The sequence below is a fragment of the Hymenobacter lucidus genome, from assembly GCF_020447265.1.
In the GTDB taxonomy this organism is placed as follows: domain Bacteria; phylum Bacteroidota; class Bacteroidia; order Cytophagales; family Hymenobacteraceae; genus Hymenobacter; species Hymenobacter lucidus.
Genome location: NZ_JAJADR010000017.1, coordinates 1 through 14,673, shown reverse-complemented (window position 1 = coordinate 14,673; position 14,673 = coordinate 1). Strand labels below are relative to the sequence as shown.

Annotated in this window: 4 protein-coding genes; all 4 read left to right on the top strand. The window is 56.1% G+C overall.

Annotated features, from left to right (window positions below; all coding sequences use genetic code 11):
• Window positions 1–4,002, top strand: a 4,002-nt coding sequence (locus LGH74_RS24705; protein WP_226180864.1) for a non-ribosomal peptide synthetase, incomplete at its 5' end; no start/stop codon positions are given.
• Between the two features lie 183 nt (window positions 4,003–4,185).
• Complete coding sequence (locus LGH74_RS24700; RefSeq protein WP_226180862.1) at window positions 4,186–5,502, top strand: aminotransferase-like domain-containing protein; 1,317 nt, start codon at window positions 4,186–4,188, stop codon at window positions 5,500–5,502.
• Window positions 5,503–5,514: 12 nt separating this feature from the next.
• On the top strand, window positions 5,515–6,648 hold the full coding sequence (locus LGH74_RS24695; protein WP_226180860.1) for a 4-hydroxyphenylpyruvate dioxygenase family protein: 1,134 nt from the start codon (window positions 5,515–5,517) through the stop codon (window positions 6,646–6,648).
• A 13-nt stretch (window positions 6,649–6,661) separates the two neighbouring features.
• The coding region (locus LGH74_RS24690) for a non-ribosomal peptide synthetase (protein ID WP_226180858.1) at window positions 6,662–14,673 on the top strand (8,012 nt) is incomplete at its 3' end.

Genomic DNA, 14,673 nt, shown 5'->3' with positions numbered 1-14,673 from the left:
CAGTACTGGCAGCAGCAGCAGCAGGCCTATGCCCAGAGCTCGGCCCTGGCCCAGCAACTACCCTACTGGCAACACGTAGCCAACCAGACCGTACCGCCCTTGCCGGTGGAGGAGGTGCCGGGAATCGAAGCCGGCACGGGGGCGGTGATTTCTCAGAGCTTGTCGGCTGAGCTGACGAGCCGGCTCTTGACGCAGAGCTACGCGGCCTACCACACCGACAGCAACGATGTGCTGCTCACGGGCCTGGGCCTGGCCCTGCGTGCCACGCTGGGCGTAGCGAAAGTGCGCGTGCAGCTCGAGGGCCACGGGCGCGAGGCCCTGGGCGACGCGGCCCTGGACGTGAGCCGCACGGTGGGCTGGTTTACCACTACCTACCCCGTCGTGCTCGACCTAAGCCACGGACCCCAGGCGCGGATTCGGCAGCTCATCGAGGTGAAGGAGACGCTGCACCGGGTGCCCAACAAGGGCCTGGGCTACGGCGTGCTCACCTACCTGGGTGGGCAGCAGCCGGGCCCGGCTGCGGAAGTAACTTTCAACTACCTGGGCGACTTTGGTGGGGGTGTGGCGGGGACCGACGAAAAAGGCCCCGCGCTATTTACGTTCAGTGAAGAGAGTTCGGGCCGGGAAGTGAGTCCGCTGCACGGGCGCACGAGTCTGCTGGACGGCTCGGCCCTGGTCGTGGGCGGACAGCTGAGCCTGATGGTGAGCTACGACGCGGGCCGCCTCTCGGCAGCCACCATGCAGCAACTGGTTGCCGCCTGGGCCCAGGAGCTGGAGCAGCTACTCGAGGCATTGGCCCAAGAGCAGCCCGCGCAGCTTACCCCCGTCGACCTCACGTTCAAGGATTTGAGCGTGGAGAACGTCTGGAATCTGGCTGAGAACTTCTCGCTGGAGGATGTGTGCCCGCTGAGTCCGCTGCAACAAGGGCTGTATTACCATTGGCTGAATTTACCCGAAGCGTATTTCGAGCAAACTGCATATCAGTTACAGGGCGAGCTGAATATCAATGGCTTGCAGCAGAGCTACGACAAGCTGGTAGCGCGTCACGCCATGCTGCGTACCTGCTTCACCCAGGCTTTTGGCCCGGACGTGTTGCAGATTGTGCAGAAGCAAGTGCCTTCCGGCATGCGGTACATCGATGTATCGAATGATAAAACCTTTTCGCTGGCAGCCTTTAAGGAAGCCGACCGACAGGCCGGGTTTGACTTGCGCCAAGGCTCGCAGATGCGCCTGACGGTGTTGGCCCTGGGCCAGCACACGCACGAGTTTATCTGGAGCCACCACCACATCCTGATGGACGGCTGGTGCACCGGCGTGCTGATCAAAGAGTTTTTCCAGATTTACCAGGGCTTCATCCATAATGAAGAGCCTCAACTGGGCAAGGTTCATCCGTATTCCAACTACCTCAAGTGGCTGCTGGCCCGCGACACGGAAGCTGCGCAGCACTATTGGCAGCAGTACCTGCAGGGCTATGATACCGTTAGCTCCCTGCCTAAGTTGCTGGCCAAGGACAACGACGGATTTGAGTTGCATAACCTGAGCTTCACCCTGAGTCAGCCAGTAAGCCAGGCGGTGAAATCGTTGTGCGAAGACCTGCGAATCACGGAAAATACGTTTGTGCAAACCGCTTGGGCTCTGTTGCTAAGCCGCTACAACCAAACGAATGACGTGGTTTTCGGGGCCGTCGTATCGGGCCGTCCGGCCGAGATAGAAGGCATTGAAGAAACGATTGGCTTGTTTATCAACACCATTCCGGTACGGGTGCAGACCTCTGCCGGGGTGCCCGTGCGGGAGCTGTTGCAGAGCGTGCAGCAGCGCGCCATCGAAGGCACCGACAGCCACTACACCCAGCTGGCCGATATTCAGGCCAACAGCGACTCGGGCCGGGCTCTTTTTGACCACATTGTGGTGTTTGAGAACTACCCCGTGGCCGAGATGGTGCAGAGTAGCATGGATGCCACTACCAGCAACGTGACGTTGCAGGTGTCGGATAGCTTTGAGCAAACCAACTACGACTTCACGTTGATTGTCGTGCCCGGCGAGGCTACCCGCTTCCAGTTCAAGTATAACAGCCTGGTGTATGATGCGGCGCTGATGAGCCGTTTGCAGGAGCATTTTACCCGCATCATCGAGCAGGTAGCGGCCAATCCGGCTCTCACCATTGAGGCCCTAGATTACCTGAGCCCAGACGAGAAGGAAGTGTTGGTAGAAACGTTTAACGCCACAACCACGGTGTATCCGGCCGACAAAACCATCATTGAGCTGTTTGAAGAGCAGGTGGCGCAGTATGCCGCGCAGCCGGCGCTGGTCCACCTCGATTCGACCTTTACCTATCAGCAGCTCGATGAGCGGGCCAACCAGCTGGCCTGGTACTTGCGCACGAAGTATGCCATAGCGCCCAATGAGCTGGTTGCCATTCGGCTGGAGCGGAGCGCCGACTGGCTGATAACCATTCTGGGCGTGCTCAAAGCCGGGGGCGCGTATCTGCCCCTCGATCCAGAATATCCCGAGGAGCGCATTGCCTACATGCTGACCGACAGTGAGTGCCGGGTTCTTCTCGACGAGGCACAGCTCAGGGACTTCCACCAGCAGGCCGATTCATTCTCCAAGGAGCAGTTGCCGGCCGTGAATCAGGCCCGGGACTTGGCCTACGTGATGTACACCTCCGGCTCTACGGGCCGGCCCAAAGGCGTCATGATTGAGCACCGCAGCGTGGTCCGGCTGGTCCGGAATACCAACTACGTACCGATGCGCGCCGGCGACCAGCTGCTGCAAACCGGCTCGTTGTCGTTCGATGCCACCACGTTCGAGCTGTGGGGCATGCTGCTCAACGGCGGCACCCTGCATCTGGTACCGCAGGCGCACTTGCTCGATATTCAGCGGTTGAAGCACTACTTACTGGATGCGCAAATCACCACGGCCTGGTTCACCTCATTCTGGTTCAACCAGCTGGTTGATCTGGATCTGGAGCTTTTCAGTGGCCTCAAGTATATACTGGTAGGAGGGGATAAACTTTCGCCCCGGCATATCAAGGCTGTGAAAGAGGCGTACCCGGCCTTGCTGATTGTCAATGGCTACGGCCCCACCGAGAATACGACCTTCTCACTCTGCCACCCCATCGAGCAGGTAACCGACCAGCCTATTCCGATTGGTAGTCCTATTGCCAACAGCACGGCTTATGTGCTCGATGCCCGCCAGCAACTCTGCGGCGTGGGCGTCGTGGGCGAAATCTGCCTGGGTGGCGCGGGCCTGGCCCGCGGCTACCTCAATCAGCCTGAGCTGACAGCCGAGAAGTTCATTGCCCATCCGTTTCAGGCAGGCGAGCGGCTCTACCGCACCGGCGACCTGGGCCGCTGGCTGCCCGACGGTACCCTGGAGTTTGTAGGCCGCGTAGATGCTCAAATCAAAATCCGGGGCTACCGCGTCGAGCTGGGCGAAATAGAAGCCGTGCTGCAAAGCCATTCGGATGTTGCTACCGCGGTGGTGCAGGCCCGGACCGATGCCGCCGGCGACAGTTCTCTGGTGGCTTACGTTGTGAGTAAGCAGGAGCTGCCAGTAGCCCAGCTGCGGGCGTATATGAATGAGCGCCTGCCGGCGTACATGGTGCCGGCCTATTTCGTAGAGTTGGAGGCATTGCCCTTAAATGCCAATGGCAAGCTGGACCGCCACAAGCTGCCGGCCGTGCAGGAGCTCGGCTTTGCCGATGAGGCAGAGTACACAGAATCCCGCACCGAGCTGGAAGCCAAGCTGGTTGTTATCTGGGAAGAAATTCTGGGTAAGGAGAAGATTAGCGTCACCACCAACTTCTTCGAGTTGGGCGGCCACAGCCTCAAGGCCATGCGCCTACTGAGCCAAATCCACAAAGAATTCGATGTGCAGCTCAGCTTCCCCGCCTTTTTTGCTAACCCAACTATCGAGGGTATTGCCGGTGAGATAGAGAAAACCTATTGGGCCAACAACGAGCTGTTCGAGGTTGGTGAGGTAGAGCGAGTATCGATATAACGTTAGCAGCGCACACCAGATTCGGATATACGTCCGGATCTGGTTGCCGGCTATTCTGCCGCTGGAGGTGGCTGCTGAGTTGGCCGGCCCCAGTCGGCCGCTGGCCTTTAATCGGAGTTCCGCCCTAAGCAGACCACCAGCGTGGGGCGGCCGCTTGTACCAAGCAAAAATCCAAACGCTACCATGATTTTACCGAACCCTACTGAGGCGCTGACGCTAAATCCGTTACTGAATGCTATAACGGAAGATGTTATGGGATTTCTGAATGAAATCCAGCTCAATTATCCCCAGGCCATTTCCCTGGCCTCCGGCCGACCAGATGAGAATTATTTCAATATCGAGGAGTTTCCTGAATATTTTGGTATCTATGTCGACTGGTTGGCTACATCTAGTGGCCAAGAACCTGAGAAGATACGCAAGTCTCTCGGGCAATATAATCGAGCAAAGGGAATTATTAATGATTTAGTAGTAAGATATTTAGCAAAAGATGAGCAAATAGAAGTTGCTCCTGAAGATACCTTGATTACGGTGGGTACGCAGGAGGCTATGGTTATAACAATTACTACGCTATGCAATCGAGAAAACGATGTTATTTTAATTGAAGACCCTGCCTACGTAGGCATCACGCACCTGTCTATTATAGCTGGTTATCAGGTAGAGCCCGTGCCAGTGGATGGAAATGGCATTTCGCTACTAAAGCTGGAAGAGAAAATTCTGGCTTGTCAGGCCCGAGGCAAAAACGTGAAGCTCGTGTACGTCATTCCGGATTATCAGAATCCGACCGGGAATGCCATGCCACTCGAGAACCGGCACCGGTTGCTGGAGCTAGCCGATACCTATGGGTTCCTGATTCTGGAGGATAATGCTTACGGGGAATTTGCCTACCAGGCCGATACGCCACTGACGCTGAAAGCACTGGATAATAACAAGCGCGTGATTTACCTGCGCTCTTTATCCAAAACGCTCTATCCATCATTGCGGTTGGGCGTACTAGTGGCCAATCAGCAGGTAGAGCACGGCGGGCAGCTGGTGGCTTTAAGCGACCTGCTGGCTAAAACGAAAGGCTATATAACAGTTAACACGCCTTCTATTACGCAGGCAGTTTTTGGTGGTATTCTCGTAAAAAATAATTTTTCCCTCAAAAAAATAAACGAGCCAAAAATAGCGGCTATCAAGGCCAAGCGGGACCAGCTACTGGCTTCTTTCAACGAATACCTAACCGGAGAAAATAACGCTTGGGCCAAAGGCATAAGCTGGAATATTCCTCAGGGCGGGTTCTTTATTACGATATTTGTGCCATTTGCCGTAACCAAGGAAGAAGTAATTATTTGTGCCGAACAACACGGGCTAATCTTCACACCGATGTCCTTCTTTTATCTGCACGAAGGCGGTAAGCAGCAAATCAGATTAGCCTTCAGTAATGTTTCGGAAGAAGAAATCAACACGGCTGTTTATCGATTGGCCGAATATTTTAAGACCAAACTACATCTAACCCAATAAACTATTTACTCTATGGAAAAGCTAAGCCAGAATGCCATCATCGAATCTGATTTTTTGAAGATGGAGTACGACTATATCGAATACTATGTGGGAATGGCGAAAATGGTTGTCTATTGGCATGTAAAAGCCCTTGGCTTTAAGGCTGTTGCCTACTGCGGACCCGAAACCGGCTATCCGGATCGGTGCTCGTACTACATCGTTAAGAACGATATCAAGCTGGTTATTACTTCCGCCTCGCAGCCCAGTTCCTACAAGATAGTGTCCTTCGTTGACCTGCACGGCAACGGAATTAAAAAGATATCGGTCAAGGTAAATAACGTAGCTGAATCCTTTCAGGCCGCTTTGAAGAACGGCGCAATTCCGTTGCAGCATCCCGCAATCCTTTCCGATGATTACGGCTTCGTTGAACAGGCTTCGCTGAAAGTGTTTGACGATAATGAGATTGTGCTGATTAACTACGACAACTACCAGGGCGACTTTATGCCAGGGTATAAAAATATTGAAGGAGATTGGGACATCACCGGCGAGGACTCGGCGCTCGAAAAGATTGACCACGTAGCCTGCGCCCTGCGCCTAAATGAAATTGGCCTGTGGGAAAGCTATTTCAACTCCATCTTTCAGTCCAAAACCGTCAAGCAGTTTGATGAAAGACAAAAGCCAGGCGAGAAAAAGATTGGGATGCTGTTGAAGGTATTGCAGTCTGATAACAAGCAAATGAACAACGTGTTGGTAGAACCTGATCATGGTATCAAGTCCCAGGTTCAGCTCTTTATTGACCAGAATTATGGTGCTGGCATCCAGCACATTGCTTTCTGCTCTAGCAATATTTTTAAGTCGGTAGAAGTGCTGCGCACCAACGGCGTGAAGTTTACCAAATATCCGGAAACGTATTACGATAACCTGGCTGCGAAATACCCGAATCTGGATGTGGCGCCACTGCGGAAACACGGCGTACTGTGTGATGTGCTGGATGGGGCGCTGCTGTTTCAAATATTTACGGCTCCCATTGGCGACCGGGCTACCTTCTTCTACGAGATTGTGCAGCGGGTGAATAATTATGAAGGATTCGGCCTGGATAATATTACGGCCTTGTTTGAGGCTATGGAAATAGAACTGTCGGAAAAAGGCAGCCTGGTGAAAGCTTAATATTTTTATTGTAATGATATCTAACCTGTATATAAAATTAAAAAGCCTTAAAGTAAACGTCGACCTGGTCGACGGAAGGCTTGACCTGCAAGCGCCCAAAGGTGTACTGAACACTGAGCTGCTGGATGAGATTAGAGCGCATAAAAACGACCTGATTGATTTTATTTCCACCTATAAAGTCAAAAAAGACGGTTACAACGCCATCGACAAGGTTGCGGTGCAAAGTAGCTATGCCTTGTCTTCCTCCCAGCGTCGGCTATGGGTGCTGAGCCAGTTTGAAGAGGCGAATGCAGCGTATAATATATCCGGGGTTTATATCTTTCAAGGCGAGCTTAATCAAACGGCTTTAGCGCTTTCGTTTAGCGACCTGATCGGACGGCACGAAAGTCTGCGAACCGTATTTCGGCAGGATGAGGAAGGCGAGGTAAGGCAGTTTATTCTGCCGGAAGATAAAACCGATTTCCATCTGGCTTTCCAGGATGTGCGGACGGAGACCAGCGCAGAAAAAATAGAGGCCCTGGTAAACCAGGATTCGACTCGCGCTTTTGATCTGGCGCAGGGGCCATTGCTACGGGCCATCTTGTACCGAACCGAAGACCACAAGTGGATTTTTAGCTATGTGATGCACCACATCATCAGCGACGGCTGGTCGATGGACATCCTGATAAAAGAGCTGCTGACGCTGTATAATGCCTATATCAAGGCCGAGGACGCGGTTTTAGCACCTCTGCGGATTCAGTACAAAGACTATGCGGCCTGGCAGCAGAAGCAGCTAAGTGGCGAGGCCCTGCAGCAGCATCGGGCATGGTGGCTGCAGCAGTTCGACGGCGAATTGCCGCAGCTGGAGCTGCTCACCGACCACCCCCGGCCCGCTATGCAGACCTATTCGGGTAGCGTCGTGTCGCAGCAGTTCAGTTCCGGAGCCACCAAAGCGCTGAAGGCTTTTTGCCAGCAGCAGGGTGGCTCTTTGTTTATGGGCCTGCTGACAACGGTAAACGCGTTGCTGTACCGCTATACCAACCAGGAAGACATCATCCTGGGCAGCCCCATTGCCGGCCGCGACCATGCCGATTTGCAGGACCAAATTGGGTTCTACGTTAATACCCTGGCCCTACGCACGCAATTTAAAGGCGACAACAGCTTTCGGCAGCTGTTCGAGAACGTCAAGCGAACCACTTTAGGGGCGTATGAGCACCAGGTGTATCCTTTCGATGAGCTCGTGGACGCGTTGCAGCTCGAGCGTAATACCAGCCGCAACCCCCTGTTTGACGTGATGGTATCGGTGCAGAACCAGAACGACGCGAAAAAGGAAGTGCAGGAGCTCGATGGGTTGACCATCAGCAGCTACGAACGGTCGGAAAACCTGATCAGTAAATTTGACCTGTCCTTCAATTTCGTCGACGCCGGTGATTCAGTACAGGTTGCCATCGAATACAATACCGATATCTACGCAAAAGGCACGGTAGAGCAGTTAGCCCTTCATCTGCAGGGCCTGTTGGAAGCTCTGGTAGCAGAACCCGATAAATCCATCAGCCAACTGGATTACCTAAGTTCGGGCGAGAAAGAGCAACTGCTGGAGTCTTTCAACGCTACGGCGGGCGCCTATCCTTCGCAGGCCACGATCATGTCCCTGTTTGAGGAGCAGGTGCGCCACACGCCCGAGCGGGTGGCCCTGGTTTTCGTCGAGCAGGCTCTGACCTATCAGCAACTCAATGAGCGGGCCAACCAGCTGGCCCACTACCTGCAGGCTACCTACGCCCCCCAGCCCGATGAGCTCATCGGTATCCAGCTGCCGCGCAGCGAGTGGCTGCTCATCACCATTCTGGCCGTGCTCAAAACCGGGGCCGCCTATCTGCCCATCGACCCGGCCTACCCCCAGGAGCGCATCGACTACCTGCGCACCGACAGCCAATGCCGCCTCGTGCTCGATGCTCAGGGGCTGGAAAGCAGTTGGGAGGCCGCCGCGGCCTATCCCACAACCAACCCCGAGTCGGCAGCTACGGCTCGCAGCTTGGCCTATGTGATGTATACCTCCGGCTCCACAGGCCAGCCGAAGGGCGTTATGGTAGAGCATACCAGCGCCGTGCGCTTGGTGAAGGCCACCAATTACGTCGAGCACCTGGACGAGCAAGTGGTGCTGGCTGCCGGAGCTTTGTGCTTCGATGCCACCACGTTTGAATACTGGAGCATGCTGCTCAACGGCGGCCGGCTGGTACTGTGCCCTGAAGAGGTGCTGCTCAGCCCTGAGCTGCTGGCGGCCGAAATTCGGCAGCGGGGCATCACCATGATGTTCCTAACCATCGGCTGGCTCAACCAACTTGTTGAAACCAATATTAAACTATTCCGGGGGATCCAGACGATTCTGACGGGCGGGGAGAAGCTGTCGTCGGCCGCCATTCACGCCCTGCGGTACCAGTATCCGGAGCTGCAGATTCAGCACGTGTATGGGCCGACGGAGAATACAACCTTCTCCACCTTTTACCCCGTCATTACGGACCTGGTCAACCTGCCTATCGGCCAGTCCATTACAAACTCAACGGCCTATGTGCTTGATTCCCAGCAGCAGCTCTGTGGCTTGGGTGTTGCCGGCGAAATTTGCCTGGGCGGGCCGGGTCTGGCCCGCGGCTACCTCAATCAGCCGGCGCTGACGGCGGAGAAATTCATTGCCCATCCCTTTCAAGCAGGGGAGCGACTATACCGTACCGGCGATGTAGGTCGCTGGCTGCCCTCCGGTAACATCGAGTTTGTGGGCCGTATGGACGCGCAAATTAAGATTCGGGGGTACCGTGTCGAGCTGGGCGAAATAGAAGCCGTGCTGCACACGCATCCGCAGTTGGAGGCCGCCGTGGTGGTAGTGCACCTGGATGGACGCGGGGAAAAGACGCTCGTGGCGTATGTGGTCAGCCTGCAGGACTTGTCGGTGGCGGAGCTGCGCGCCTACCTGAGCGAGCGGCTGCCGGTGTATATGGTGCCCCATCACTATGTGCAGATTGCGGCGCTGCCGCTGAACTCGAACGGCAAAATTGACCGTAAGCAGCTACCCGATCCGCAAGGGCTAGCCTTAGGTAGCCAGGCTGTTTATGTAGCCCCGCGCAATACCGTAGAAGCGGCGCTGGTGCCCTTGTGGGAGGAAATTCTGGGCCGGGAGAAGATTGGTGTTACCGAGAACTTCTTCGAGCTGGGCGGCCACAGCCTCAAAGCCATGCGCCTGCTGAGCCGGATTCACAAAGAATTCGAAATCAAGCTAACCATCAAGGATCTGTTCGTTAGCCCGGTGCTAGCAGAGCAGGCCCAGCTGATCCAGCAGGCCCAGAAAGACTCTTTCGCCAGCATTGCGCCCGCGCCGGTTGAGCCCAGTTACCCGATTTCGTCGTCGCAGCGCCGCTTGTGGGTGATGGGGCAGTTCGAGGAAAGCAACGTCGCCTATAATATTTCCGGGGTATACGTGTTTGAGGGCGAGTTGAAACACGCGGCCTTTGCCGCAGCGCTGGATACGCTATTAGAGCGCCACGAGAACCTCCGAACCGTGTTCCGGCAGGACGAGCAGGGGGAGGTGCGGCAGTTTATTCTGCCGGCGCAGGAAAGCGGGTTTGCCATCGGTTACCAGGATCTGCGCAATGAGCCAGCCCAGCAGCAGACGCTGAAAGACCGGGTGAAAACGCTGTTCACCACTCCTTTCGACTTTGCCAAAGCGCCTTTGCTGCGGGCTACGCTCTTTCAGCTGGCAGATGACACCTGGGTGTTTGGTTACGTGATGCACCACATCATCAGTGATGGCTGGTCGATGGGGCTGCTGATTCAGGAGCTGCTGACGCTGTATAATGCCTACAGCCGCGCGGAGGCCAACCCATTGGTGCCGCTGCGTATTCAATACAAGGATTACGCGGTGTGGCTGCAGGAACAGCTCAGCGGCGAAACCCTCCAGAGCCACCAAGCTTGGTGGCTACACCAGTTTGAGGGCGAGCTGCCGGTGCTCGACCTTATTACCGATAAGGTGCGCCCGCCCATCAAGACTTACAACGGCGGCATGTACTCCCGGGCCATCAGTCCGGCCACGGCCGCCGGCATGAAAGCCCTGAGCGAAGATCTGGGCGGTACCCTGTTTATGGGGCTGCTGGCCACGGTCAATGCACTGCTCTACCGCTACACGAGCCAGCAGGATATTATCATTGGTACGCCCATTGCCGGCCGCGAGCATGCCGATTTGGAAGACCAGATCGGGTTTTACGTCAATACCTTGGCTTTGCGCTTCAAATTCGACGGCGACCAGACCTATAGCCAGCTGTTTGAGCAGGTGAAGCAGGTCGTAGTCGGTGCGTATGACCACCAAGTGTATCCGTTCGGAGATTTGGTAGAAGCCCTGCAGCTGCAGCGCGACATGAGCCGTAATCCGCTCTTCGACGTGCAGGTAATTCTGAGCTACCCCGAGCACGAGGGCCAGCAGGAGCAGAGCCTGACCGAGCTGCAGGTAAGCGCCTACGAAGACGAAGAGCTGTATACGAGTCGGTTCGACCTCGTGTTCAACTTCTCCGCCGTGGCAGGCGACGGGTTGCTGGTCAGCATTCAGTACAACACCGACCTGTACCACGCCAGCACCATCGAGCGGCTTGCCGAGCACCTGGAGCGCCTCATGGCCGATGCCGTGCAGCACACCCAGCAGCCCATTCGGCAACTGGACTACCTCGGGGCCGATGAGCAGGAAAAGCTGCTCCATACCTTCCAGGGGCCGATAATAGACTACCCACGGGATGCTACGGCGGTGGCGCTGTTTGAAAAGCAGGCCGCCGAAACGCCGCATCAGCCGGCCGTGCAGTTCGAAGGCACGGTGCTGAGCTACCAGGAACTGAACGAGAAGGCCAACCGGCTGGCCAATCACTTGAACGAGCAGTACCAGCTCGGGCAAGACGACATGGTCGGGCTGATGGTTGACCGGTCCGAGAAGATGATTATTGGGATTCTGGCCATTCTGAAAGCCGGCGCCGCCTATGTACCCATTGACCCGGAATATCCGCAGGCTCGCAAAGAGTACATCATTCAGGATACGGCCCTCACGGTGTTAATTACGCAGACGGATTACATGTTCGATCTGCCGTATTACAGCGGGGCGGTTTTCGCCATCGACATTGAATTGGAGTTGCTGACGACCTCGGTGGAGCCGCCCCGGCCGGTTGCGCCCGAGGCTATGGCTTACGTTATCTACACCTCCGGCTCTACCGGCAACCCCAAAGGCGTGGGTATTCGGCACCGCAATCTGATGCACTCATTGGCGGCCCGGCAACATACCTACGGCCCAGTTCGGTCGTTTCTGATGCTTTCCTCGGTAGCTTTCGACAGCTCCGTGGCCGGCATTTTCGGCACGCTTTGCTACGGCGGGCAGCTCTGCATCACCTCGCGCATCGATGTGGCCAACGTCGGCCACATTGCCCGGTATATCGAGGAACATCAGGTGAGCCATCTGCTGACCGTGCCTTCATATTATCAGCTGTTAATCTCCGAGCTGCAGGAAAATGAGAATTCACTGGAGCAGATTATCGTGGCCGGCGAAACGTGCCCGGTGTCGTTGGTTGACTATCATTTCAGCACTGCTACGCTGGCTGGCTGCAAGCTATTCAATGAATATGGTCCTACCGAATGCACGGTGTGGAGCAGCGTATTTGCCTACGAAAAAGGCCAGCCTGTCATCGACACCATCGGCCGGCCCATTGCCAACACGCAGGTGTATATTCTGGATGGCAACAGCAACCTGGTGCCTACCGGCGTGGCCGGGGAAATATGCGTGGGCGGCGCTGGCGTGGCCGACGGCTACCTGAACCAACCCGAGCTGACGGCGCAGAAGTTTACGCCGAACCCCTTCCGGCCGGGCGAGTTCCTCTACCGCACCGGCGACCGGGGCAAGTGGCTACCCGACGGCAACCTCGTGTTTATGGGCCGCCAGGATGACCAGGTAAAAGTACGGGGCTACCGCATCGAGCTGGGCGAAATTGAAAACGCGCTGCTGGGTCATCCCGCCGTGGAATTTGCCGTGGTAGTTGCCCGGCCCACCGAGCAGGGCAACAGTGAAATCGTGGCCTATCTGGTGAGCGAGCAGAGCCTGAATGCCTCCGATATGCAGGGGTTTCTGCGCACTCTTCTGCCCCCGTATGCCGTGCCGGCTTACTATGTGCAGCTCGAGCAGTTTCCGCTCACACCCAACGGTAAGGTGGACAAGAAAAAGCTGCCCGACCCCAAAGGCGCGGGAATGGCCACCGGGGTGCCTTATGAGGCGCCCCGCACCGAAACCGAAGCGAAATTCGCTCAGATCTGGCAGCAGATTCTGGAAAAGGAAAAGGTCGGTATTCACGACAAGTTCTTCGAGTTGGGCGGCGACTCCATCAAGATTCTGCGGATGCTTTCGGAGGTGAAAAAGGAGCTCGATCTGCACATTCCGGTGGCCGACGTGTACAAGTACACTTCCATTGCCGAGCTAACCGACCATGTGCTGCAAAACAAAGCCAGCCTCGACCGCCGCAACCGTAGCGTGGAAGAGCTGCAGGCCACGGTAGTAAACGAACTGGCAGCCCTGAAAGCCCGGATTCTGGCTTCCGACCACGCACTGGACGCGGAAAATATCGACGATATCTACCCGATGAGCGACATCGAGCGGGGCATGGTGTATGCCTCGCTGGTAAACAAGGACGTGAGCGTGTATCACGACCAGATGGTGCGCCAGCGCAATTTCCCGGGTTTCGACCCGGCTAGGTTCCGTCGGGCCCTGCAGCTGCTGGTCGATAAGCACCCGATTCTGCGTACGGCCTTCGACGTCAGTAGTTTCGAAACGGAGGTGCAAATCGTGTTCAAACAGATTCCGGTGTTCTGCGACTTTCAGGACCTGTCGCACTTGGCACTGGCCGAGCAGGAGCACATCATCCGGACCTATCTGGACGACGAGCTGGCTCGCCCCTTCGATGTAACCCAGGCACCGCTCTGGCGGCTGGCGGCCTTTGCCTTTGGCGCCGACCAGATCGGCTTCGTATTTCAGTGCCACCACGCCATCATCGACGGCTGGAGCGACGCACTCTTCATGACGGAGCTCAATAACGTGTATCTGCAGCTGGAGGAAAACCCTCAGTCCATTCCCACGCCGCTGCGTTCCAGCTACAAGGATTTCATCATTCAGCACGAGGTTGACAAGAAAGACCCGGTTATGCGCAACTTCTGGACCGAGGAACTGGCCGGCTCGAAGCGTATCGACCTTTTCACCACCGCGCCAGCCGACACCCACAGCACCCACACGCTGACCAGTGAGGAGCTGAAAAAGCTGGAGCGCCTGGCCGGCAACCTCAGCACGTCGGTTAAGGCAATATCCCTCAGTGCTTACCTCTATCTGATGAAGGTGCTGAGCCAGGAAAACGAAATTCTGGCTGGCATCGTGACCAATATGCGGCCCAGCTGCGAAGACAGCGACAAAATTCTGGGCTGCTTCCTCAATACCATTCCGTTGCGGATAAGCATCGAGGAGGCCGAAACGGGCTCGGGCCTTATCACGCGGGTGCATCAAAAGCTGACCGCCTTAAAAGACTATGAGCGCCTGAGCCTGCTGGAAATAGCGCAGTTGAGTAACCATTACGTGGGCGCTGAAAATCCCATTTTTGACACCTTCTTCAACTTCAGCGACTTCCATACCTTCAACTCGGTGAAGGAGAAGCCGAAAACCGAGCCCCGGGAAGCCCAGCCTGCGACGGTGAACGTCAGCGGGACCGGCCGCACCAACACGTACCTGGATCTGAGCGTGGACCAGACGGGCAATATGTACACCATGAGCGTCGTGTTGTCCCGGCAACTGAAGTCCGGCCTTTCCGCGGAAATGGTTGGGGCGCTTTATATGCGGATTTTGAAGAATCTTATGGATTCGCCCAGTCACCGCATTGCGGAGCTAGGGTATCTGAGTGCGTTGGAGCAAGTACAGCAACTGGAGGCCTTCAACGCCACGGCCGCCGCCTACGATACGACCCAGACGCTGGTGGGTCTGTTCGAGGCCCAGGTGCA

Bases quoted from the DNA above. Each gene is read 5' to 3' on its own strand.
- LGH74_RS24700 (WP_226180862.1), top strand. From the start codon at position 4,186: ATGATTTTACCGAACCCTACTGAGGCGCTGACGCTAAATCCGTTACTG.
- LGH74_RS24695 (WP_226180860.1), top strand. From the start codon at position 5,515: ATGGAAAAGCTAAGCCAGAATGCCATCATCGAATCTGATTTTTTGAAG.